21 protein-coding genes are annotated in these 23,520 nt (G+C 68.0%); 18 read left to right on the forward strand and 3 right to left on the reverse strand.

The window, feature by feature from the left end:
- Nucleotides 1–91: 91 nt before the first annotated feature.
- Nucleotides 92–934, reverse strand: coding sequence for a GntR family transcriptional regulator (locus tag BUF17_RS20200; protein ID WP_084565016.1), 843 nt, complete (start codon nucleotides 932–934; stop codon nucleotides 92–94).
- Nucleotides 935–1,125: 191 nt separating this feature from the next.
- The gene (locus BUF17_RS20205) at nucleotides 1,126–2,865 is read right to left on the reverse strand and encodes a glycerol-3-phosphate dehydrogenase/oxidase (RefSeq protein WP_210215482.1); all 1,740 of its coding nucleotides are present in this window, start codon (nucleotides 2,863–2,865) and stop codon (nucleotides 1,126–1,128) included.
- A 369-nt stretch (nucleotides 2,866–3,234) separates the two neighbouring features.
- On the opposite strand from BUF17_RS20205, the gene BUF17_RS20210 reads away from it, so the two are divergent.
- The 11 genes from BUF17_RS20210 to glpK all read left to right on the forward strand — a co-directional run bounded on the left by BUF17_RS20210 (nucleotide 3,235) and on the right by glpK (nucleotide 15,486).
- Entirely contained in the window at nucleotides 3,235–4,764 is a 1,530-nt protein-coding gene (locus BUF17_RS20210; protein WP_073632136.1) for an FGGY-family carbohydrate kinase, read from the forward strand.
- A 12-nt stretch (nucleotides 4,765–4,776) separates the two neighbouring features.
- Nucleotides 4,777–5,871: an ABC transporter ATP-binding protein gene (locus BUF17_RS20215; RefSeq protein ID WP_073632138.1), complete on the forward strand. Its 1,095-nt coding sequence runs from the start codon at nucleotides 4,777–4,779 to the stop codon at nucleotides 5,869–5,871.
- Nucleotides 5,871–6,965 (forward strand): ABC transporter ATP-binding protein, encoded by a 1,095-nt coding sequence (locus tag BUF17_RS20220; RefSeq protein WP_073632140.1) that lies wholly within the window; start codon nucleotides 5,871–5,873, stop codon nucleotides 6,963–6,965. The genes BUF17_RS20215 and BUF17_RS20220 overlap by 1 nt, the downstream gene beginning before the upstream one ends.
- Nucleotides 6,962–7,828 carry a carbohydrate ABC transporter permease gene (locus tag BUF17_RS20225; protein WP_073632142.1) on the forward strand — a complete coding sequence of 289 codons (867 nt, stop codon included), beginning with the start codon at nucleotides 6,962–6,964 and terminating at the stop codon, nucleotides 7,826–7,828. The genes BUF17_RS20220 and BUF17_RS20225 overlap by 4 nt, the downstream gene beginning before the upstream one ends.
- Nucleotides 7,829–7,920: 92 nt before the next feature.
- On the forward strand, nucleotides 7,921–8,739 hold the full coding sequence (locus BUF17_RS20230; RefSeq protein ID WP_073632221.1) for a carbohydrate ABC transporter permease: 819 nt from the start codon (nucleotides 7,921–7,923) through the stop codon (nucleotides 8,737–8,739).
- Between the two features lie 10 nt (nucleotides 8,740–8,749).
- Nucleotides 8,750–9,040: a DUF2160 domain-containing protein gene (locus BUF17_RS20235; RefSeq protein ID WP_210215483.1), complete on the forward strand. Its 291-nt coding sequence runs from the start codon at nucleotides 8,750–8,752 to the stop codon at nucleotides 9,038–9,040.
- Between the two features lie 195 nt (nucleotides 9,041–9,235).
- Nucleotides 9,236–11,059, forward strand: a complete 1,824-nt coding sequence (locus tag BUF17_RS20240) for an ABC transporter substrate-binding protein (protein WP_073632144.1) — start codon at nucleotides 9,236–9,238, stop codon at nucleotides 11,057–11,059.
- A 160-nt stretch (nucleotides 11,060–11,219) separates the two neighbouring features.
- On the forward strand, nucleotides 11,220–13,073 hold the full coding sequence (locus BUF17_RS20245) for a thiamine pyrophosphate-binding protein (RefSeq protein WP_073632146.1): 1,854 nt from the start codon (nucleotides 11,220–11,222) through the stop codon (nucleotides 13,071–13,073).
- Nucleotides 13,074–13,203: 130 nt separating this feature from the next.
- Nucleotides 13,204–13,434 carry a hypothetical protein gene (locus BUF17_RS20250; RefSeq protein ID WP_073632148.1) on the forward strand — a complete coding sequence of 77 codons (231 nt, stop codon included), beginning with the start codon at nucleotides 13,204–13,206 and terminating at the stop codon, nucleotides 13,432–13,434.
- Entirely contained in the window at nucleotides 13,431–13,805 is a 375-nt protein-coding gene (locus BUF17_RS20255) for a type II toxin-antitoxin system death-on-curing family toxin (protein ID WP_073632150.1), read from the forward strand. The genes BUF17_RS20250 and BUF17_RS20255 overlap by 4 nt, the downstream gene beginning before the upstream one ends.
- Before the next feature lie 187 nt (nucleotides 13,806–13,992).
- Complete coding sequence (gene glpK, locus BUF17_RS20260) at nucleotides 13,993–15,486, forward strand: glycerol kinase GlpK (RefSeq protein ID WP_073632152.1); 1,494 nt, start codon at nucleotides 13,993–13,995, stop codon at nucleotides 15,484–15,486.
- 83 nt (nucleotides 15,487–15,569) lie between these two features.
- On the opposite strand, the gene fabG is transcribed toward glpK, so the two are convergent.
- Nucleotides 15,570–16,352 carry a 3-oxoacyl-ACP reductase FabG gene (gene fabG / locus BUF17_RS20265; protein WP_073632154.1) on the reverse strand — a complete coding sequence of 261 codons (783 nt, stop codon included), beginning with the start codon at nucleotides 16,350–16,352 and terminating at the stop codon, nucleotides 15,570–15,572.
- Between the two features lie 267 nt (nucleotides 16,353–16,619).
- Between fabG and BUF17_RS20270 the strand changes: the two genes are divergently transcribed.
- From BUF17_RS20270 to BUF17_RS20300, 7 genes are all read left to right on the forward strand, one after another.
- Nucleotides 16,620–17,768: an ABC transporter substrate-binding protein gene (locus tag BUF17_RS20270; protein WP_084565018.1), complete on the forward strand. Its 1,149-nt coding sequence runs from the start codon at nucleotides 16,620–16,622 to the stop codon at nucleotides 17,766–17,768.
- Between the two features lie 127 nt (nucleotides 17,769–17,895).
- Nucleotides 17,896–18,981, forward strand: coding sequence for an ABC transporter ATP-binding protein (locus BUF17_RS20275; protein ID WP_073632156.1), 1,086 nt, complete (start codon nucleotides 17,896–17,898; stop codon nucleotides 18,979–18,981).
- Nucleotides 18,982–18,985: 4 nt separating this feature from the next.
- A complete protein-coding gene (locus tag BUF17_RS20280; protein ID WP_073632158.1) occupies nucleotides 18,986–19,906 on the forward strand; it encodes an ABC transporter permease in 921 nt (306 codons plus the stop codon).
- Complete coding sequence (locus BUF17_RS20285; RefSeq protein WP_073632160.1) at nucleotides 19,906–20,706, forward strand: ABC transporter permease; 801 nt, start codon at nucleotides 19,906–19,908, stop codon at nucleotides 20,704–20,706. The genes BUF17_RS20280 and BUF17_RS20285 overlap by 1 nt, the downstream gene beginning before the upstream one ends.
- A gap of 87 nt (nucleotides 20,707–20,793) precedes the next feature.
- Nucleotides 20,794–21,579, forward strand: a complete 786-nt coding sequence (locus tag BUF17_RS20290) for a DeoR/GlpR family DNA-binding transcription regulator (protein ID WP_073632162.1) — start codon at nucleotides 20,794–20,796, stop codon at nucleotides 21,577–21,579.
- A 17-nt stretch (nucleotides 21,580–21,596) separates the two neighbouring features.
- Nucleotides 21,597–22,487, forward strand: coding sequence for a proline iminopeptidase-family hydrolase (locus BUF17_RS20295; RefSeq protein ID WP_073632164.1), 891 nt, complete (start codon nucleotides 21,597–21,599; stop codon nucleotides 22,485–22,487).
- Between the two features lie 39 nt (nucleotides 22,488–22,526).
- Nucleotides 22,527–23,513, forward strand: coding sequence for a phosphotransferase enzyme family protein (locus BUF17_RS20300; protein WP_073632166.1), 987 nt, complete (start codon nucleotides 22,527–22,529; stop codon nucleotides 23,511–23,513).
- The last annotated feature ends 7 nt before the right edge of the window (nucleotides 23,514–23,520 follow it).

Consider the following 23,520-nt stretch of genomic DNA (forward strand, 5'->3'; position numbering starts at 1 on the left):
ACGCCCAAAAACCGGCCGTCAAGCGCGTGTTTCGCCAATCCGGGGGAAACAGGTTTAATTCAGACGAAACGCCGATGGTGAGCGGCGGCGATCAGCCGACCCGGAAATGCAGGCGCGCGCGGTCGCTGCGGTAGACGCCGGTGTAATATTCGACAGGGTCGCCGGAGGCGGTGTAGGCGCAGGATTCGATGCCGATCACCGGCTGGTCGACCGGCGCGCCGAGCAGGGCGGCGTCCTCGCGGGTGGGCATCAACGCCTCGAGCCAGCGGTCGGCCCGCTTGACGACGATGCCGTACTGGCGGCGCAGGGTGTCGTAGAGCGAGCGGTTCTGCATGTTGACCTGATCGAGGCCCGGCGCCAGCGCCTCCGGGATCAGGGTGCGCACGATGATGCGCGGCATGCCGTCGACATGAAGCACGCGGTCGAGCGAGATCACCTTCTGGCCAGCCGCGAGCTTGAGGAGATGCCGGGCGCGCTCGTGGGGATCGGTGACGGTCTGGCGCAGCACCTGACGGGCGATGACCTTCTGCTTGCCGAGCAGTTCGCCGCTGAAGCCGGCGGAGGTGCCGAGGAAATCCTGCTCCTCGCGCTGGCTGGCGACGAAGGCGCCCTTGCCCTGGAGCTTGTAGATCACCCGCTCGTTGACGAGCTGGTTCAGGGCCTCGCGCACGACGGTGCGCGACACGCCGAACTCGGCGCAGAGCTCGTGCTCGGAGGGGAGTTTGGCGTGTTCGCCGAGGCCTTCCTCGTGGATGCGGGCGATCAGCGCGGACTTCACCTGCGACCACAGCGGCATGTGCGCCGGCGGCAGCGAGGACAGCGGGGACGGTCCGCCGGCCGGGGCGGGGGTCTCGTCGGCCGTTTCCGCCGCCGAACGGCCCGCCGGCTTGCGGCCGGCGCTTTCGTCGCGGCCGATGGTGGCCTGCCTCTTCATCACTTGCCTCTTCGATCCCGGGCGGTCTGCCGGGCGTGCGCGGTTTTCATCGCAATGCCAGTCCGCCGCGCCCACCGCAAGCCCAAGCGCGCCGCCGGCCGGGAACAGACACGGGCGGCGGGACGAGCCAAGGGCGGGTTCCGGCTCATCGCCCTGGAGCCGGTGGCCAACCGGAGCGACCGGACGGCGACCTATGCCGCCCGCGCCCAGTCCATCGCGACGCCGTGGCGGGTCGCCATCAGGGTCATGGTGGCCTGAAGTTCGGCCTCGCGCCGCTCGCCGCTCCAGTGCAGCGCGTCGCCGACGACCTCGGCGAGATCGGCGAGCGTCTCCCGGCAGGCGAGCCCCTCGAACGCCATCAGGGTGCGGCGCAGAACGATGTCGCCGAGTCGCTCGACACGCTCCTGCCGGGCGAGACAGGCGATTTCCGCCGCGGAATAGGTCGGCGCGCCGGCGATGGGACGGTCGGTCACCGCGGCGGCGATGGCCGTCGCGACCGCCTCCGCGCCGCTGCCGTAACGACCGGCGAGGTCGCGGACACGGGCGTCGGGCAGGCCGTGGCGGGCGGCGAGCGCCCGGACCCACGCGCCGAGGGCGGCCTCGTCGGCCGGGAAATCGCGCCCGCCGCCGACCGGCAGGGTGCGGGTATCGACGCGGCGGGGGTAATGCAGCCGCCTCAGCACGACGTCGACGATCTGCTCGGCGCAGGCGCGATAGGTGGTCCACTTGCCGCCGACCAGCGTCAGGAGCGCGAACGGGCGGCCGGCCGACGGCTCGCGTTCATGGAGCTTGTGGTCGCGGCTGATGGCGCCGGTGGCCCCCGCGCTCGACACCGGCAGCGGACGCACGCCGGCATACTGGAACACGATGTCCTCGCGGTTCGGCCGGAAGCCCGGCAGCGCGGTGCGCAGGACATCGAGGAGATAGGCGATCTCGGCCTCCGAACAGACCCGGTCGGCCGGATCGTCGGTGCGGATGTCGGTGGTGCCGAGCAGGAACAGGTCGCCCGACAGCCGGTAGATCAGGCAGATGCGGTGATCGGGCGTCTCGAAATAGAGCATGGTGTCGCCGAGTTCGCCGACGAGCCCGGGGGCGCGGATGACGAGATGCGAGCCCTTGGTGCCGCCCATCAGGCGGTCTCGGCTGCCGAGCACGCCGTCGACGCCGTCGACCCAGGGGCCGGCGGCGTTGACGACGACCTTCGGGCGGACGCGGAACTCGGCGCCGCCGATCCGGTCGGTCAGCACCACCGCGCCATCGGCGAAGCCGCTCACGGAGAGGTAGTTCACCGCCATCGCCTGCGGGCAATCGGCCTCCGCGTCGGCGACGAGCTCCACGACGAGGCGCTCGGGATGGGTGATCCGGGCATCGTAGAACTCGCCGATCACGGTGGTCGACGGGTTGAGCGACGGCACCTCGGCGAGCGCGTCGCGTCGCGACAGGATGCGGTGGGTCGGCATCGAGCGCCCGACCTTGCCGAACCAGTCGTAGACGACGAGACCCATCGTCACCACCGCCGCGCCCTTGCGGGAGGGCGTGCGCACCAGGCGCAGCACGCGGCCGAGCGCGGAACCGAGCCCGCCGAACCAGCCCTGCACCGGCACCCAGACCCGCAGCGGCTTCACCACATGGGCGGCGTTGCGCAGCAGCAGGTTGCGTTCCTCCACCGATTCGCGGACGAGCGCGAACTCGCCGGTTTCCAGATAGCGCAGCCCGCCATGGATGAGGCGCGAGGGCGCGGCGCTGGTGCCCCCCGAGAAATCCTCCTGCTCGACGAGAAGCGCCGGCACGCCCTGGGCGGCCAGATCACGCAGGATGCCGACGCCGTTGATGCCGCCGCCGACGATCAGCACGTCCACGGTTCCATCGCCGGCGCCGAGAGCGGCAAGCCGGCGAAGCACTTCGGCGCGGGTCTTCATGGTGGGCCTCATCACTTGTTTCCAGAGCGGCTCTCCGGCCGCCTTCGTTCAGGTCGGGCGCATCCTAAAATCATTCACTTGTGATTACAAGTTAGGATCGATCTTAAGAAGGCAGCTGACCGGGAGAGCGAGAATTGCGCTGAAATCCTCCACTTCAGGCCATTTTCGGCCAGTCCACACTTTCGGGTTGACGCGCCGAGGAAGGGCTGTACATTCAACATATAATAACAAGTTAGGGCCGCAGGGTTTCAAAGCCGCGCCAAAAGCGGCAGCCCTCGGGAGGAAGCGTCGAAGAAGCGGATATCCCGGCCGTGGGCGTGCGGCGGGAAACCTCCCGCTTTGCGTGCCGCTTGCTCCCCGCGCCCTCGGGGAGGTGACAAGATGGCGGAGTGGCTCATCGGCATCGATGCCGGCGGCACCATGACCAAGGCCGCGCTGTTCGACACGAACGGACGCGAACGGGCCTGCGAACGATTTCCGAACCAGATGCTGTTTCCCGCGCCCGGCCACACCGAGCGCGATCCGGACGCGATGTGGCGCGCGGCGGCGAGTGCGGTCCGCCTGCTCATGGAACGGACGGGCGTGGCGCCTGGCGAGATCGCCGGGGTTTCCACCGCTGGTTACGGGTCCGGGCTCTACGTGGTCGACCGCGCCGGCGATCCGGTACGGCCCGGCATCGTTTCCACCGACACCCGCGCCACGAACCTCGTCGAGCGCTGGCGCAAGGACGGCCGCTTTGCGCAGCACTCCCCGCGCATCCAGCAGCGGCTTTGGTGCGGTCACTCCATGACGCTGATGGCCTGGCTCGCCGAGAACGAGCCGGAGATGGTGGCGCGCGCGCACTCCGTGCTGTTCTGCAAGGACTTCCTGCGCGGCCGGCTGACCGGGGACATTTCGTCGGATCCGACCGATGGCGGCATCTCCGGGCTGATGGACAACGTCACCCGCGGCTACCCCAAGGAGGTGCTGCGCGATCTCGGGCTCGAAGCCTGGCTCGACAAGCTGCCGCCGCTTGGCCCCTCCGAGGCCGTGGTCGGCGGGGTCACCGCCCGCGCGGCGGAAGAAACGGGATTGCTGGTGGGCACGCCGGTGGTGCGCGGCCTCGTCGACGTCACCGCAGCGTCCATCGCCTCCGGCATCACGGAGGCGAGCCGGCTCGCCGTCGTCGCCGGCACCTTCTCCATCAACCAGACCCTGCACCGGGCGCCCCGGCTGGAGCACCTGCCGTTCCTGCAGAGCCCCTACCCGATCGACGGGCTCTATCTCGCCACCGAGGGCGCCGCGACCTCCGCCGGCAACCTCGAATGGTTCTGCAAGTCCGTGCTGACGGCCGGCCGAAGCCCCGATCCCGGCGGCCGCTCAATCTACGACATCTGCAACGAAGCGGTGGGCGAGAGCCTGGAACGGCCGAACGACATCCTGTTCCTGCCCTACCTGTTCGGCGGACCGGACGGCGCGCCCGCCGGCTTCCTCGGCCTTTCAGCCGGGCACCAGTTCGGCGACGTGGTCCGCGCCATCTACGAGGGCATCGCGTTCGCCCACAAGGTGGATATCGAGCTGCTTCTGTCCGGCCGCGATGCCGCCCATCCGCAGGCGATCCGCCTCGCCGGCGGCGCGGCGCGTTCGACGATCTGGGCGCAGATCTTCGCCGACGTGCTGGAACTGCCGGTGGAACTGACGGAGGGCAGCGAACTCGGCGCGCTCGGCGTCGCCATCACCGCCTCGGTCGGGCTCGGCATCCACGCCGATTTCCGCACCGCCATCGGCAGCATGGTGCGCGTCTCGCGCCGGTTCGAGCCGCAGGCCCGCCGCTTCCCGGCGCTGCGGGAGAAATATGCCCGCTTCAAGACCGCGACCGCCGCGATGTCCTCGCTCTGGCGTGCGCCGCAGCCTGCGCTCGTCGCCGCCTGAAGGAGAAGGCTCATGTCGATCCTGATCGAGGGCGTCGAACGGCGCCTCGACGGCGAGATCCATCTCGCCGACATCAATCTCGCGCTGACGCCGGGCCGCCTGCATGTGCTGGTGGGACGCACCGGCGCCGGCAAGACCTCGCTGCTGCGCGTCATCGCCGGCCTCGACCGGCCGAGCGCCGGCCGCGTGATGGTGAACGGCCGCGACGCGCGCACCATTCCCCTGAACAAGCGAAAGGTGGCGTTCGTCTACCAGCAGTTCGTCAACTATCCCTCGTTCACGGTGTTCGAGAACATCGCCGCGCCGCTGCGCCGGGCGGGCCTCGCGCGGGCCGCCATCGACGCGCGGGTACGCGAGACGGCGGCGCTTCTCCACATCGACCACCTGCTCGACCGGCTGCCCGCCGCGCTTTCCGGCGGCCAGCAGCAGCGCGTCGCCATCGCCCGCGCGCTGGTCAAGGATGCCGACGTGCTGTTGCTCGACGAGCCGCTGGTCAATCTCGACTACAAGCTGCGCGAGGAGCTGCGTTCGGAACTGCGGGCGATCTTCCGCCGCTCTGGCCGGCTTGTGGTCTACACCACCACGGAGCCGGTGGAAGCGATGCAGATGGGCGGCACCACCATCCTGATGGACGAGGGCCGCATCATCCAGGAAGGCGAGGCGATCGAGGTCTATCGCCGGCCGGCCTCGCTGAAGGCCGCCGAGATCTTCTCCGATCCGCCGATGAACCTCGTGCCCGCGCGGCTCGACGGCGACCGGCTGAGCCTTGCCGGCGTGACCGTTCCCCGCCCCGCGCACATGGCTGAGGCGGCGGAGGGGCCGGCCTTCGTCGGGCTGCGGCCGAGCCAGCTCGCCATCGGCCTCGAAGGCGCGCCGACCGGCATCGCGCTCTCCGGCGCCGTCACCCTCGCCGAGGTCAACGGCTCGGAGACCTTCGTTCACATCGAGGCCGGCAACGCGCTGTGGATCGCCGAGCGCCACGGCGTTCACCCCACCGCGCCGGGCACGCCGGTGATCGCCGCGATCGATCCCGACCGGCTCTACCTGTTCGCACCGGCCGGCCACCTCGTGGCCGTTCCGCCCACCGCCAGCCGCGAGGCGCACTGATGGCCGAGATCCGCATCGAAGGCGTCCGCCACTCCTATTTCCCCTATCCCAGCGAGCCGAGCCACTGGGCGCTGAAACGGGTCGACCACGTCTGGCGCGACGGCGGCGCCTACGCGCTGCTCGGCCCCTCGGGCTGCGGCAAGACCTCCATGCTCAACATCATCTCCGGGCTGGTGCAGCCGAGCGAGGGGCGCATCCTGTTCGGCGGCGTCGACATGACCGACGTGCCGACCGAGCGGCGCAACATCGCCCAGGTGTTCCAGTTTCCGGTGATCTACGACACCATGACGGTGCGGGCGAACCTCGCCTTTCCGCTGCGCAACCGGCGCGTGCCGGAGGCGGAGGCCAAGCGGCGCGTGGAGGACGTCGCCGAGATGCTCGATCTCGGCCGGCTGCTCGACCGGCGCGCCGCGAGCCTGAGCGCCGCCGAGAAGCAGACCATCTCGCTCGGCCGCGGGCTGGTGCGGCCCGACGTGGCGGCGATCCTGTTCGACGAGCCGCTGACGGTGATCGATCCGCAGGTGAAGTTCGAGCTGCGCCGCAAGCTGAAGGCCGTGCACGAGCACCTGAAGCTGACGATGATCTACGTCACCCACGACCAGAACGAGGCGCTGACCTTCGCCGACACCATCGTCATCATGTATGACGGCGAAGTCGTTCAGGTCGGGCCTCCGGAAGACCTCTACGAGCGGCCGCAGCACAGCTTCGTCGGCTACTTCATCGGCTCGCCGGGCATGAACCTGCTGCCGGCGCGCATCGAGGGCGACCGCCTGGCCTTCTGCGGCCAGAGCCTCGCGATGCCTTCGGGGATGGGCCAACGGCTGCCGGAGCGCGCGAGCCTGCAGCTCGGCGTGCGGCCCGGGGCGATGCGCCTCGTTTCCCCCGGCATGGACCGCGACGCGCTGCCGGCGCGGGTGGAGGACGTGGAGCGGCTCGGGCCGTTCTCGGTGGTCGACGTGCGGCTGGGCGATGCCCTCGTCAAGGTGAAGGTCGCAGACGGCGTGCCGATCCCCGCCGACGATGCCGGGCTGGTGCTGCCGCCCGACCACACCCTCGTGTTCGCCGACGACCGGCTGGTGGGAGCGCTCGCATGACGACCAAGACAGAAGACAATCGCGCCTGGCTCCTGATCCTGCCCGTGGTAGCGCTGGTCGCCTTCAGCGCCGTGCTGCCGCTGATGACGGTGGTGAACTATTCGGTGCAGGACATCTTCGGCCCCGGCAACCGGGTGTTCGTGGGCACCGAGTGGTTCCGACAGGTGCTGGAGGACGGCGACATCCGCGACGCCTTCGTGCGCCAGTTCGCGTTCTCGGCGCTGATCCTCCTGATCGAGATCCCGCTCGGGGTCGGCGTCGCGCTGCTGCTGCCGAAGCGGGGATGGACCTCGTCGCTCGCGATCGTGGTGATCGCGCTGCCGCTGCTGATTCCCTTCAACGTGGTCGGCATGATCTGGCAGGTGTTCGCGCGCACCGATATCGGCCTGATGGGCGCGGCGATCGAGGCGCTCGGCATTCCCTTCAGCTATGCCAGCAACGTGTTCGACGCCTGGTTCACCATCGTGGTGATGGATGTCTGGCACTGGGCGCCGCTGGTGGCGCTGCTCGCCTTCGCCGGCCTGCGTTCGATCCCGGATGCCTATTATCAGGCGGCGCGCATCGACGGCGCCTCGCGGCTGGCGGTGTTCCGCTACATCGAGCTGCCCAAGATGTCGGGCGTGCTGACCATCGCCGTGCTGCTGCGCTTCATGGACTCGTTCATGATCTACACCGAGCCGATGGTCGTCACCGGCGGCGGTCCGGGCAGCTCCACCACGTTCCTTTCGATCAACCTCGTGAAGATGGCGGTTGGCCAGTTCGATCTCGGCCCGGCGGCGGCGTTCTCGCTGCTCTACTTCCTCGTGATCCTGCTGTTCTCGTACATCTTCTATACCGTCCTGCAACAGGTGAGCGCAAAATGAGCGATGCCACTCTCCGCGCGGTCACCTCGGCGGGCCCGGCGACTGCCACCCGCGACACGACGGCCGCCGCTGCCCGCCCGCGCACGCGCCGGATGCGCCGCCGCGACGACCGCAGCCTGAGCAGCAACGCGCTGCTCGCGCTCTACATCGTGTTCGGCCTGCTGCCGATCTACTGGCTGATCCGGATGTCGTTCATGTCGACGCCGGACATCCTCGCGGACTTCTCGTTCTTCCCGCGCAATCCGACGCTCGCCAACTACCGCACGATCTTCACCGATCCGAGCTGGTACATGAGCTACTGGAACTCGATCGTGTTCGTGTGCCTCAACACGATCATCTCGCTCTCGGTGGCGCTGCCGGCGGCCTATGCGTTCTCGCGCTATCGCTTCATCGGCGACAAGCACGTGTTCTTCTGGCTGTTCACCAACCGGATGGCGCCGCCGGCCGTGTTCCTGCTGCCGTTCTTCCAGCTCTATTCGACCTTCGGGCTGATCGACACCCATCTCGCCGTGGCGCTGGCGCACTGCCTGTTCAACGTGCCGCTGGCGGTGTGGATCCTGGAAGGCTTCATGTCCGGCATCCCGCGCGAGATCGACGAGACCGCCTATATCGACGGCTACAGCTTCCCGCGGTTCTTTACCACCGTGTTCGTGCCGCTGATCGGCTCCGGCATCGGCGTCACCGCGTTCTTCTGCTTCATGTTTTCCTGGATCGAACTTCTGATCGCCCGCACGCTCACCTCGGTCGACGCCAAGCCGATCGTGGTGGCGATGACGCGCACCGTCTCCGCCTCCGGCCTCGACTGGGGCCTGCTCTCGGCGGCCGGAACGCTGACCATCGTGCCGGGAATGCTCGTGATCTGGTTCGTCCGCAACTACATCGCCAAGGGCTTCGCCCTCGGGCGGGTGTGAGGAGGCCGCCATGACGATCGACCTGGAATGGATGGCCTGGACGGTGCCGACCGCCATCTTCTTCGGCACCATCGCCGCCTGCCTCGTGGGCCTGACGATCTGGCAGATCGTGTCGCCCTCGATCCCGCGGCGCGGCTTCCTGCCGATGACGACGACGCGCGGCGACCGCTTCTTCATGGCGCTGATGGTGGCGGCGTTCCTCCAGATCGGATGGCTGATGGTGTCCGATCCGGAATCCGCGCTGTGGATACCGCTCGGGGCCGCGGTCGTCGCGGGCGCGGGCATCCTGAGATGGGCATGAGTGCCGCAATCGATGGGATACATCCCATGAAAGCAGCATAACGCGGCGCCCGGCGCCGCCTGACAGAGACACCGCTTTCGCCGAAGCATCCGCTTCGAACCGGAACGGCCGACAACGTTCGGCCGAATGAGACCGCGCGTGCCCGTTCCTGACCGGCCGCACCGGAAAAAACAACACGATCAGGGGAGGAATACCATGTCCAGCCACGCATCCGCCCGCCGCAGGCGACCGGCCTCGCTCCGGGGCCTTCTGTTCGGCACCGCCGCCGCCATCCTCGTCTCCGGAAGCTTCGCGGCCCCGCTTTCCGTCACCCCGGCCTTCGCGCAGGCGCAGTCGACGGAGGCGGCGAAGAAGTGGATCGACAACGAGTTCCAGCCCTCCACCCTGAGCAAGGAGGAACAGCTCAAGGAGATGGAGTGGTTCGCGAAGGCGGCCGAGCCCTATCGCGGCATGCAGATCAACGTGGTGTCGGAGATCATGCCGACCCACGAATATGAATCGAAGGTGCTCGCCAAGGCCTTCGAGGAAATCACCGGCATCAAGGTCAAGCACGACCTGCTGCAGGAAGGCGACGTGATCGAGAAGCTGCAGACGCAGCTTCAGTCGGGCCAGAACGTCTACGACGCCTATGTCAACGATTCCGATCTGATCGGCACCCACTTCCGCTACGGTTTCGTCGACAACCTGACCGACTGGATGGCCGGGCCTGGCAAGGACGTGACGCTGCCGACGCTCGATCTCAAGGACTTCATGGGGCTCAGCTTCGTCACCGCGCCGGACGGAAAAATCTACCAGCTTCCGGACCAGCAGTTCGCCAACCTCTACTGGTTCCGCGCCGACTGGTTCGAACGGGACGACCTGAAGAAGCAGTTCAAGGAGAAGTACGGCTACGACCTCGGTGTGCCGATCAACTGGACGGCCTATGAGGACATCGCCAACTTCTTCACCAACGACGTGAAGGAGATCGACGGCAAGCGCATCTACGGCCACATGGATTACGGCAAGAAGGACCCCTCGCTCGGCTGGCGCTACACCGACGCGTGGTTCTCCATGGCCGGTTCCGGCGACCGGGGCCTGCCGAACGGCAAGCCGGTGGACGAGTGGGGCATCCGCATGGTCGGCTGCAACCCGGTCGGCTCGACGGTGGAGCGCGGCGGCGACCTCAACGGCCCGGCGGCGGTCTACGGCCTAACCAAGTCCATCGAATGGCTGCAGAAGTTCGCCCCGCCCGAGGCGCAGGGCATGACCTTCTACGAGGCGACGCCGTTCCCGAGCCAGGGCACCATCGCCCAGGAAGCGTTCTGGTACACCGCCTTCATCTCCGACTACGCCAAGAAGGGCCTGCCCGTCGTCGGCGACGACGGCCTGCCGAAGTGGCGCGTCGCGCCCTCGCCGCACGGCTCCTACTGGAAGAACGGCATGAAGCTCGGCTACCAGGACATGGGCTCCTGGCTCCTGCTGAAGTCGGTCGCCGACGACCGCAAGAAGGCCGCCTGGCTCTATGCGCAGTTCGTCGTCGCCAAGACCACTTCGCTGAAGAAGACCGTGGTCGGCCTGACCCCGATCCGCGATTCCGACGTGCGGTCGCAGGCCATGACCGACCTCGCGCCGCATCTCGGCGGCCTCGTCGAGTTCTACCGCTCGCCGGCCCGCGTCGCCTGGACGCCCACCGGCGTGAACGTGCCCGACTATCCGAAGATGTCGCAGCTGTGGTGGCAGTACATCTCGCAGGCGATCAGCGGCGAGAAGACCGTGCAGGAAGCGCTCGACGGCCTCGCCGAGGCCCAGGACAAGGTGATGGAGCGCATCGAGCGGTCCGGCGCCCAGGGCGAGTGCGGCCCGCGCATCGGCCCGAAGAAGACGGCCGAATACTGGTACGAGCAGGCCGAGAAGGACGGCAACCTCGCCCCGCAGCGCAAGCTCGCCGACGAGAACGAAAAGCCGCAGACGGTGCGCTACGGCGACCTTCTGGACGCCTGGAAGGCGGGCAAGGTGATGCCCGACAGCGTCGGAAACTAATCCCATGAAATGGCCGCCGCCGGTGACGGCGGCGGCCCCTGAGGCGCACGGGCTCGCGGGACCACTCCCTCCCGGCCTCGCCCGCCCGTGCGCCCTTTTTCTGCCCCCCGTGACCGCGGTCACGCCCCTGAACGCCGGCAGAGCCGGCTGGAGACGAGAAATGCCCCACGTTGGAGATCTGCTCGCCGAGATGCTGGTGCGCTACGGCGTCGAATATGTCTTCGGAATGCCCGGCGGGCAGACCACCGCACTGCACGACGGCATCGCCCACCGTTCGCCCAAGATCCGGCACGTCCTGGTGCGCGACGAGCGCAGCGCGCCCTATGCAGCCGACGCCTATGCGCGGCTGACCGGCAAGCCGGGCATCTGCGACGTCACCGTCGGCCCCGGCACGACGAAGCTGCCGGACGGGCTGGTTGAAGCGCTCAATGCCTCGATTCCGATGATCGCGCTCGTCGGAGAACTGCCGCTCGACTGGACCTCGCTGCGCGCCAAGGGCGTCGCCTCGCAGGGCATGGACCAACAGGCGTTCCTCGCGCCGATCACCAAGGCGACGTTCATGGTGCCGAGCGTCGCGGCGCTGCCCGACCTCGTGCGCTCGGCGTTCCGCATCGCCACCGCGCCCCGCCCCGGACCGGTGGCGCTGATCATTCCCCACGACGTGATGGACGCGGAATGGGACGGCGATGACACCATCCTGACCGACGACCGCACGATCCGCATTCCCTCGCTGCGCTACCGCCCGGCGGACGAAGACCTCGACGCGGCCGCACGCCTGATCCGCGCCGCCGAGCGGCCGATGATCGTCGCGGGTGGCGGCGTCCACGGCTCGGACGCGGCAGAGGCGGTCACCGCGCTCACCGACCGCATCCGCCCGCTCGTCGTCACCAGCCTGTCCGGCAAGGGCTCCGTGCCGGAAGACCGCGACTATGTCGCCGGGGTGCTCAACCCGCTCGGTTCGGCGGCGGCGATCGAACTCGCCAAGGAAGCCGACCTCGTGGTGTGGCTCGGCTCCAAGGCGAGCCAGAACACCGCGATGAACTGGACGCTGCCGACGCCGTCGCAGGCCACCATCACGATCGATTCCGACCCGCTGGAGCATGGCCGCACCTTCCGCCCGACGGTGGCGCTGTGCGGTGACATCCGCCTGACGGTCGAGGCGCTGGCGGAACGGCTTGCCGACCTCAGGCCGCGCGCGGCCTGGCTGGAACGCGTCCACGCGGTGAAGGCCGTAAACGACGCGCGCATCGCCGCCGAGGTCGCGAGCGACCAGGAGCCGATCCTGCCCCAGCGGGTGATGGCCGGCGTGGCGAAGCGGATGACGGACGCCGACGTGGTGATCTCGGACGCCTCCTGGTCGGCCGGCTGGATCGCGTCCTACATTCCGGCGCGGGTTCCCGGCCGCCGCTTCCTCTATGCCCGTGGACAGGGCGGCCTCGGCTACGCCATTCCGGCCGCGCTCGGCGCCGGCGTGCTGCAGCGGGACAAGGGCGCCCGCGTGATCACGGTTTCCGGCGACGGCGGCCACTCCTACGCCATCGGCGAGGCGGCGAGCCTCGCCCAGCAGGGCCTGCCGGTCGTCAATATCGTGCTCAACAACGGCACGCTCGGGTGGCTGCAGATGTGGCAGGAGCTGTTCTTCACCAACCTGCGCCAGTCGGTGGATCTGTCGTTCAACGGCAAGCCGGACTATGCCGCCGCCGCCAACGCCATGGGCCTGAAGGGCATTCAGGTGCGCCATCCCTCGCAGATCGATGCCGCGCTGGACGAGGCGTTCGCCTATGACGGCCCCTCGGTGGTGGAGGTGCTGATCGACCCCCGCGCGACCCCGATCCACTCGTTCCGCAGGCGCCTCGCCGAGCCCGCGCGCAAGCCGGTGCGCCCCGGCACGGTCTACGAATTGCGGGCCTGGAAGATCTCCCCGGATCTTCCCGCGCCCGGCGCGGAGGCGGCCCCGGCGAAGCCCGCCGGCAAGCCGGCCAAGGCACCGCGCCAGCCCGCGCCGGTGAAGTGACGCAACCCGGTCCCGCGGGCGGACAGGCCGCGGGACCGGATGCGTTTGCGGCGAAGCGACAGACGGGCGGGCGCTATGTGATGACCTCCTGACGGCGATCATGCTATCGTTCGGACAATGGAGGCATGCGATGGCATCCCAAGCTCGCAAGACGTTAGCAACGCAGGTCGATTCGGAAATTCTGGCCGCCGTTCACGACCTCGCCCAAAGCGAAGGACGCGAACTGCAGTCCCTCGTGGACGAGGCCTTGGCGGACTTGATCGAGAAGCGCCATCGGGCACGGCCACGGCCTGACGTCATGGCCGCCTATCAGTCCAGCCATGCCCGGTTCAGCTCGCTCTACAAGAAGCTAGCCGAATGACGGACTACCTGTCCGTCGTTGAAGCTCTCGCAATTCACCACGACCAGATCGACCGATATGGTGGCGCCCACGGCATCCCCGACAGGGGTCTACTTGAAGCGGCGTTTTTCCACCCGCAGGCAGGCTATTATGAAGACCTTATCGAGGAAGCGGGGGCGCTCTGGGAGAGCATGGCCCAGAATCATCCATTCATAGATGGCAACAAGCGAGCAGCATTCGCGGTGACCTACACGTTTCTGGCGATCAACGGCGCAACGATCACCGCCGATGCAGAAGACACCTACGAATTCATTGCGGCGATGTACGGCGCTGGAACGTTCGAGTTCGCCCGTCTGGTCGCATGGCAGCGCGACAATACCGCGCGTGAATAGCAGGGGCTTTGCTGACGCCCAAATGGGCGCGGACTATTGTTCGCGCGGCGCACCGTCGGATCGATTCCCAGCACAAGGCACATTCCACTCGCGGGGACATGGCCGGTCGCAGGACCGCGCCCGGCGTGCGCTGAAACGATAAAAGAACAACGAAACGCCTCGGGCGGAAACACCTCGGACGGAAACAATGGGCCGCTTCATCCTCGCCATCGACCAGGGCACGACCTCTTCGCGCGCCCTTCTGTTCCGCGACGACCTGACGGTCGCGGCCTCCGCCCAGGAGGAACTGCCGCAGCACTATCCCGCGTCCGGCTTCGTCGAGCAGGAAGCCGAGGACATCTGGCGCACGTCGCTCTCCACCTGCCGGGCCGCCATGGCCGAGGCGGGTGCGACGGCGGCGGACATCGTCGCCATCGGCATCGCCAACCAGCGCGAGACCACGCTGGTATGGGACCGGGAGACGGGCGAGGCGATCTACCGCGCGATCGTCTGGCAGGACCGGCGCACCGCGCCGATGTGCGCGCGCCTCGAGGAGGACGGCCACGGCCCGCTCGTGCAGGCGCGCACCGGCCTCAGGCTCGACGCCTATTTTTCGGCGCCGAAGCTGCGCTGGCTGCTCGACAACGTGCCGGGCGCGCAGGAACGCGCCGAGCGCGGCGAACTCGCCTTCGGCACCGTCGATACCTTCCTGCTCTATCGCCTCACCGGGGGCCGCGTGCACGCGACCGACGCGACCAACGCCGCGCGGACGATGCTGTTCGACATCCACACCGGAGCCTGGGACGACGATCTGCTGCGGCTGTTCGGCATCCCCCGCTCGATGCTGCCGGAGGTGCGCGACAGCGCCGCCGCATTCGGCAAGACGGACAAGGACCTGCTCGGCGGCGAGATCGCGGTCTGCGGCATCGCCGGCGACCAGCAGGCGGCCGTCGTCGGGCAGGCCTGCTTCGAGCCGGGTATGCTGAAATCGACCTACGGCACGGGCTGCTTCGCGCTTCTGAACACCGGAACGGTGCCCGTGACCTCGCGGCACCGGCTGCTGACGACCATCGCCTACCAGCTCGACGGCAAGCGCACCTATGCGCTGGAGGGTTCGATCTTCGTCGCCGGCGCCGCGGTGCAATGGCTGCGGGACGGGCTCGGCGTCGTTTCCTCCGCGCGGGAGGCGAGCGAGATCGCGGCCAAGGCCGACCCGGCGCAGGACGTGATGCTGGTGCCGGCATTCGTCGGTCTCGGCGCGCCGCACTGGAACCCGGACGTGCGCGGGGCGCTGTTCGGACTGACGCGCGCGACCGGCCCGGCGGAACTCGCCCGTGCCACGCTCGAAAGCGTGTGCTTCCAGACCGTCGACCTGCTTGAGGCGATGCACGCCGACTGGGCCGGGCGGGATGGTTCGTCCAACACCATTCTGCGGGTCGACGGCGGCATGTCGGCCTCCGACTTCACCATGCAGCGCCTCGCGGACCTGCTGGGCGCGGCGGTGGACCGGCCGGTGCTGATGGAGACGACGGCCCTCGGCGCCGCCTACCTAGCCGGGCTCGCGAGCGGCTTCTATCCGCAGCCAGCGGAGTTCGCCGCCGGATGGCACCGCGAGCGCCGCTTCCTGCCGGAGATGGATGCCGGCACGCGCGCGCGCCGTATCGCGGCCTGGCACGACGCGGTGTCGCGGCTGACGCAATAGGTCACGGCTCGGACGGTCCGGGGTCACCCGATTCAGGGCATGTCCCGTCCGGCCGGCCCGGACGGGAGCGCCGACGATCCGCTTCAGTCGACGGTCGCCATTTCCTGGAGCGCCATCAGCGATTCCGGCTGGACCTGACCGCCGTCGATGACGAGCGACTGGCCGGTGACATAGGCCGCTTCCTCGGAGGCGAAGAACAGGGCGCCGTTGGCGATGTCCTCGACGGTGCCGAGCCGCTTCAGCGGCACCGAACCCTCCATCTGCGCGAGATAGCCGGGTCCGAGCGCGTCGAGACCCTCGGTGTATATGTTGCCGGGCATCACCGCGTTGATGGTGATCTGCCACGGCGCGAGCTCGATGCAGGCGGTGCGGATGAAGCCGAGCTGGCCGGCCTTGGACGCGCCGTAATGCGACCAGCCGGGAAAGCCCGTGATCGGCCCGGTGATCGACGAGGTGACGATGATGCGGCCCCACTTCGCCGCCTTCATCGCCGGCAGCACGGCGTCGATCGACAGGAACATGCCCTTCAGGTTGGTGCTCATCACCGCATCGAAATCGGCCGCTGTCATTTCGCCGAGCTTGGCGGACGGGAAGATGCCGGCATTGGCGCACAGGACGTCGATGCGGCCGTAGCGCTCCATCGCGGCTGTGGCGAACGCCGCGCAGGATGTGGGATCCGCCACATCCGCCGCAAAGCCCGACGCATTGGGCCCGATGGCCGCGGCGGCCGCTTCGGCATCGGCGAGGGAGCGGGACACGACCAGCACATTGAGGCCGGCGCGGGCGAGCCGCTCGGCGATTCCGCGGCCGATTCCCTTGCTGCCGCCGGTGACGATGGCCGTCCGCCCCGCAAGCGTCTTGAACATTCTCTTCTCCTCGATCCCCTGCCGGCTTTCCGTCCAGGTCATGTTTAAATTTTAGGCAGCCGCACGATGTGGCGCTTCATTCGGCAAAATCCACCCTCGCACCGAAAAAATATGTTGTAAAGCCCACGGAACGGGGCTTAACATCCACGCAAATACAACATGAGTCCCACAATTTTTCGGCCATGCCACACGCCCGTCCTCCCGCGGTGCGTGTCCGAGGCGGCATGTCCATGGGCTCGGCAAGACGAAAACCAGAGGGATTTGAGGATGGAACTGAACCGACGCTCAGTGCTGAAAGGCATGGCCGCAAGCGGGCTCGCGCTGGCCGGAACCTCGCTCGGCGGCATCGGCCCCGCCTTCGCCGCGCGCGAGAAGGAGCTGAACATCCTGTGCTGGGAGGGCTATAATTCCGCGCAGGTGCTCGACCCGTTCCGCACAGAGTACGGCGCCACGGTGAAGGCGGAAAGCCTGACCAACGATCCCACCATGATCAACCGGCTGCGCGCCGGCGAGATCAACATCTGGGATCTGATCAACGTGAACAACCCTTGGGCCCGCAAGGTGATGTTCCCCGAAAAGCTGATCAAGCCGCTGCCGCGCGCCGAGTTCGAGCCCTATTTCGACAAGATGCTGCCGATGTTCAAGCCGCCCTACAAGTGGGCGATGGACGAAAGCGGCACCGAGCTGCTCGGCATGTGCCAGCGCTTCGGCCCCTACAGCTTCGTCGTCAACACCGACAAGATCAGCCGCGACACCGCGGAGAAGACCGGCTGGGACCTGTTCCTCGATCCCGCGCTCGCCGGCAAGTACGGCATCCTTGAATCGGACGACTGGAACGTCTTCAACATCTTCGTGCTCGCCGGCATCGACCCGTTCAAGGTCCATGACGAGGCCGAGCTCGCCAAGTTCTCGGAGACGGCCAAGACCGTGTTCAAGAACGCCAAGATGATCGGCGACATCGCCACCATGAACCAGGCGCTCGTCTCCGGCGAGATCGACCTGCACCTGACGGGCGGCACCTATTCGGTCTCCCCGGCCCGCGCCGACGGCTATCTCAACCTGCGCGGCATCACCCCGCTGAAGGGGCCGCTGCCCGGCGGCAAGGGCGGCATCGCCTGGATCGAGATCACCTCCACGGTCAACAATCCGAACCTGTCGCCTCTCGCGCAGACCTTCCTGAAATATGTCCAGGAGCCGGAGGTGGCCCACCGGGTCGCCTTCGCCGAGGGCACCTACAATCCGGTTGCCCAGATGGGCAATCCGGAGTGCTTCAAGCTGTTCACCAAGGACGAGCTGGAAGCGATCCAGTGGGACAGCCTCGACGAGGAAATGGCGCGCAGCGTCGAGTACGACATCGTTCCCGACTACGACAAGGCGCTCGACCTGATGAACGCCGCCAAGCGGCTGCGCGGCTGATCCCGGCCGCATCGGGGCCTGTCGCGACCGGCGGCGGGCCTTCCTTCCCGGCTATGTGACGGCCGGGACCGGTGTTCATGACGCGGCGGCCACGACCACCGCGGCAACCCTATCGAGCTGACAGACGATGCCCGACGCACCCAAGCCTCCGCTGCCGATCCTGCAACTCGTCGGTGTGCGCAAGACCTTCAACGATTTCGTCGCCGTCGACCGCATCGACCTCGACGTGCTCGAAGGCGAATTCCTGACCATCGTCGGGCCGTCCGGCTCGGGCAAGACGACGCTGTTGCGGATGCTCGCGGGCATGGACAGCCCGACCGAGGGCAACATCACGCTGCGCGGCCAGCGCATCAACGACCTGCCGGCGAACAAGCGCCCGACCTGCCTCGTGTTCCAGTCGCTGGCGCTGTTCCCCCACAAGACGGTCGGCGAGAACATCGAATTTCCGCTGAAGGTGCGCGGCGTCGACGCCGCCACTCGGCGCAAGCGGGCGAAGGAGCTGATCGCGGCCGTGCGCCTGCCGGAAAGCTACTATTCCAAGAGCGTGACCAAGTGCTCCGGCGGCGAGCGCCAGCGCGTCGCCATCGCGCGCGCCCTCGCCTACGACCCCGAGGTGCTGTTCTTCGACGAGCCGCTTTCTGCCATCGACTACAAGCTGAAGAAGATCCTCGAGAAGGAACTAAAGGACATCCACCGGGAAACCGGCAAGACCTTCATCTACATCACCCATTCGCTGGAGGAGGCGATGGTGATGTCCGACCGCATCGGCGTGATGCGGGCCGGACGTCTCGTGCAGGTCGGCACGCCGGAGCAGATCTACAGCGCGCCCGTCGACCGCTTCGTCTCCGAGTTCGTCGGCGAGGTGAACGTGATCGAAGTCGCCCGCCGCGGCGACGGCTGGACGGGCGTGGACGTGCCGGGCGCCTTCCGCGTCAACCCGCCGGCCGGCGCGGACGCGGACATCGCCTCGGCGTTCGTGGTGATCCGGCCGGAGTTCATGCGCTTCCTCACCCCCGGCCAGACCGCCGACAACGCGATCCAGGGCCAGATCTACAACGAATATTCGCTGGGCTCGCGCATCCAGTATCAGGTGCGGGTGGGCGAGAAGGTCATGCTGGTGGAATTGTCGCGCGCCAACGCGCTGCCCCCCGGTGCGGGCTCCACGGTAACGCTCGGCTGGGACGCCCGCGACGCCATCTCGGTCAGGGCGTGAACCGATGAGCACCGCGACCGACGGCGTCTCCGCCGCTCCCTCCCGCGCCGCGCCTTCGTGGCTCGACCGTTTCCACGGCTTCGCGCTGACCGCCGGGGCGCGCTGCGCGCTGCCGGTGCTGGTGCTGCTCGGCATCGGCTTCGCCGCCCCGCTGGTGGCGATCTTCGCCTATTCGTTCGCGACGCCACGGTCGTTCGACGTGTTCCGCTCGTTCACGCTGGAGAACTATGCCGAGCTGTTCGACCCGTCGAACACGGTCTGGCTCTCGTTCCTGTGGTCGATCGGCTTCGCGCTTGCGACCTGCGTCATCCTCGCGGTCGTGGCCTATCCCATCGCCTATGGCCTCAACCGGGTGTTCGGCCGGTTCGCCTCCATCGTGTCGATCCTGTTCGTGTTCCCCCTGTTCGTGTCCGAGAACGTCCGGCTCTATGGCTGGGTGCTGTTCTTCATCAAGAACGGCGTGCTCGACGGCACGCTGAAGCTGTTCGGCCTGTCGGGACCGGAGGTGCTCTACCAGCCGCCGATGATCCTCGCCGGCATGGTCTATACCTACCTGCCGTTCATGCTGTTCCCGATCACCCTCGGCCTCGCCCTTGTGCCGCGCGACTGCATCGACGCCGCCATCGACCTCGGCGCCAGCCGGCTGCAGGTGTGGCGCGAGATCGAACTGCCGCTCGCCATGCCCGGCATCCTGATCGGAATGCTGCTGACCTTCGTGCTCGGCATCGGCGCCGTGGCGGAAGCCAAGATCCTCGGCGGCCAGTCGGTGATCGTGATCTCCCACGACATCGAGATCGCCTTCACCTACTCGCAGAACTGGCCGCTGGGCTCTGCGCTCGCCGTGCTGGTGACGCTGTTCATCGGCGTGCTCACCCTGGCCGTGTTCTCGAAACTCGACCTCGACACGCTGCTGGGGAGGCGGTGATGCAGCAGGAAAAGAAGCGCACCCGTTTCTTCATCGCCATCTGGACCGCGATCGTCGTCGTCGCGATCTACCTGCCCATCGTCTGCGGGGCGCTCGCAAGCCTCTCCAAGGGCCGTTATTTCGGCTTCCCGGTGCGCACGTTCTCGTTCGAGTGGTGGCAGCGCACGGTGGATTCCATCGAGATCGGCATGATCGTGCGCAACTCGGTCGCGGTGGCGGCGATGGTGACGGTCGTCTCCGTCATCGTGGCGTTCTGCGGCGCGCTGGCCTTCGCCCGTTACGACTGGAAGGGACGCCGGCTGTTCCAGAAGATCGTGCTGCTGCCGATCTTCTTTCCGCAGCCGGTTCTCGGCCTTGCGCTGCTGCTGTGGTTCAGCGCGCTCGGCATCCAGACCTCGTGGCTCACCGCGGCCTTCGCCCATCTCGTCTGGATCGTGCCGGTGGTGACGCTGGTGATCGCCATCCAGGTCTACGGCTTCGACCCGAGCTTGGAGGAAGCGGCGTTCGACCTCGGCTGCTCGCGGGTGCAGGTGCTGCGGGAGGTGACGCTGCCGCTGCTGTGGCCCGGCATCTGGTCCGGCGCGCTGTTCGCGTTCCTGTTGTCGTGGGGCAACTTTCCGCTGTCGCTCTATACGGCGGGCGCGGATTCCACGATCCCGAAATGGCTCTACGCCAAGATGGTCGCGGGCTACACGCCGATGGTGCCGGCACTCGGCACGATGTCGACGCTGGGCGCCGCCGCAGCGCTGCTCGGCGCCGGGCTGGTGGCGATGATCATCCGACGCCAGCGGGCCGCCTGAGATGGCATCCGACGCCGCCCGGCCTTGCGACCATCGCCTCCCCGCGCCATTCCGTGCAGGAATGGATGCGGGACGGGAGGGGACGCCATGCTGAACGAGACACGGCTGAGCAAGCGCCAGCGCCACGAGCGCATCGTCGCCGAGGCGATGGCAAACTCGACGCTGCGCGTCTCTGAACTCGCGGCCGAACTGATGGTCTCGACGGAGACGATCCGACGCGACCTCTACGAGCTCGGCGAGAAGGGGCTGATCAACCGCACCTATGGCGGCGCGGTGCGGCCACTCGGAACCGAACCCTCGGTCAGCGAACGGCACCGGATGATGGTGCCGGAGCGCGAGGCGATCGCCGCGGCGACGGTGCGGTTCTTCAAGCCGAAGGAAGTGGTGCTGATCGGCGCCGGCGCGACCACGACCCATGTCGCCCGGCGCATGGCGGCCGAGTGCCGGGACATCACCGCCATCACCCATTCGTTTTCGGTGGCGACCGTGCTCGCCGCCAACCCGACCATCGACGTGCTGCTCTGCCCCGGCCGCTACGACGGCGGCGAGGGCATGATCTCCGGCGCGGAGACCATCGAGTTCCTGCAGTCCTACAACGCCAACTGGGCGGTGCTGGGCGCCACCGGGCTGACCTCCGAGGGCCTGTCTGATGCCGGCGCGGGCGCAGCCTCGGTCTACAAGGCCATGATGCTGCGGGCGGTCGCCACCATCGCGGTCGCCGACCACACCAAGTACGACCAGCAGGCGCTCGCGATCTGGGGGCGCTGGCACGACATCGCCCATCTCGTCACCGACGCGGCACCCGTCGGCTCGGTCGCCCGCGCCATCGAGCGCGCCCGCGTCGACATCATCCTTGCGCAGAAACGAAGCTGAGACAGGAAGCAGCGCCCATGTGGAGCGAGCGGCAACCGGACGAAACCATCACGATCGAGGTCGACGGCCATCGCGTCGTCGCCTACTCGTTCGGAACGGGTGACGAGGTGGTGCTCTGCCTCAATGGCGGGCCGGGCCTGCCCTGCGATTACCTGCGCGAGGCGCACTCGTTCCTCGCCGACCACAACTTCCGCGTGGTCGCGTTCGACCAGCTTGGCTGCGGCAGGTCCGACCGCCCCGACGATCCGTCGCTCTGGAACATCCGGCGCTATGTGGGCGAGGTCGAGGCGGTGCGCACGGCGCTCGGGCTCGGACCTGTCCATCTCGTCGGGCACTCCTGGGGCGGCTGGCTCGCGATCGAATATGCGCTGACGCATCCGGGCGCCGTGCGCTCGCTGATCCTGGAGAACACGGCGGCCGACCTGCCGCACCTGATGCAGGAACTCTACCGGCTACGCTCGGCGCTCGGCCACGAAACGGAATCGATGATGCTGGCGCGCGAGGCCGCCGGCGACTTCCGTGACCCGGAATATCTCGCCGCCATCACGCTTCTGAACTACCGCCACGTCTGCCGCCTCAAGCAGCCGCCGGCTCCGGTCGGCCGCTCGCTCGCCGACTGGAACATGAAGCCCTACGAGGCGATGCAGGGGCCGAACGAGTTTCTCTATATCGGCAACCTGAAGGACTGGAGCCGGCTCGCCGACCTCGACCGCATCACCGCTCCGGTGCTGATCCTGGTCGGTCGCCACGACGAACAGACGCCGAAATGCGCCTCGCTGATGAAGGCCGGGCTGCCGCACGCCGAACTCGTGCTGTTCGAGAATTCGAGCCACATGCCGTTCTACGAGGAACCGCAGGCGTTCGACGCGGCGATACTGCCCTTTCTTCAGAAGGCGCGGGCGGCTTGACAGCCGCAGGTTTAAAGATGGGATTTGAGGAAAACCAACGTGTACGATGACGGCTTCCTGAAGAGGCTCGAAGACGGCGTCCGCGCGGCCCTGCCGCTGTGGGATGTCTCGCCGGATACGGAGCTGAAGCTGCTCACGATCTCGGAGAACGCCACCTTCCGGGCGACCGGCACCGGGCGCGCCACGGACCTCGTGTTCAGGGTCCACCGGCCCGAGTATCACACGCTCGCCGAGATCGAGTCCGAGCTCGCCTGGATCGGCGCCCTGCGCGCGGAAGGCGTGGTGGCGACGCCGGAGCCGGTGGCGCTGCGCAAGGGCGGGCTCGTCGCGCACATCGACGACGCCGGTAGCACCCGCCACGTCGTCGCCTTCGAGCACGTCACGGGCGAGGAGCCGCGTGAAGGAGAGGATCTGGCACGCTGGTTCACGGAACTCGGCGCGATCCACGCCCGGCTGCACGCCCATTCCAAGCGCTGGAAGCGGCCGGACGGCTTCGTCCGCAAGGTCTGGAACCACGCGAGCACGGTCGGCGACCGGCCGCTGTGGGGTGACTGGCGCGCCGGGCTCGGCCTGACGCCGGACGGGCGCGCGGTTCTGGAACGAACCGTGGGCGTGCTCGGCGACCGGCTTTCCGTGCTCGGCGATGGGCCGGAGAGCTTCGGCCTCGTCCACGCCGATCTTCGGCTGGCCAACCTGCTGGTCGACGGCGACCGCCTGACCCTGATCGATTTCGACGATTGCGGCTTCAGCTGGTATCTCTACGACTTTGCCGCCGCCGTCAGCTTCCTCGAACACGAGCCCTACATTCCGGCGCTGCAGGACGCGTGGGTGGAAGGCTACCGCACCGTCGCGCCCCTGAGCGCGGCCGAGGCCGGCCTGCTGCCGAGCCTCGTGATGCTGCGGCGCATCCTGTTGACCGCCTGGGTCGCCTCCCACGCCGAAACCCCCACCGCGCTCAGCATGGGCACGGCCTATACCGACGGAACCGTTGCGCTGGCGGAAGCCTACCTGTCGGCGCAAGCGTGAGGAGCGC

It is taken from the genome of Pseudoxanthobacter soli DSM 19599, from assembly GCF_900148505.1.
Taxonomy (GTDB): Bacteria; Pseudomonadota; Alphaproteobacteria; order Rhizobiales; family Segnochrobactraceae; genus Pseudoxanthobacter; species Pseudoxanthobacter soli.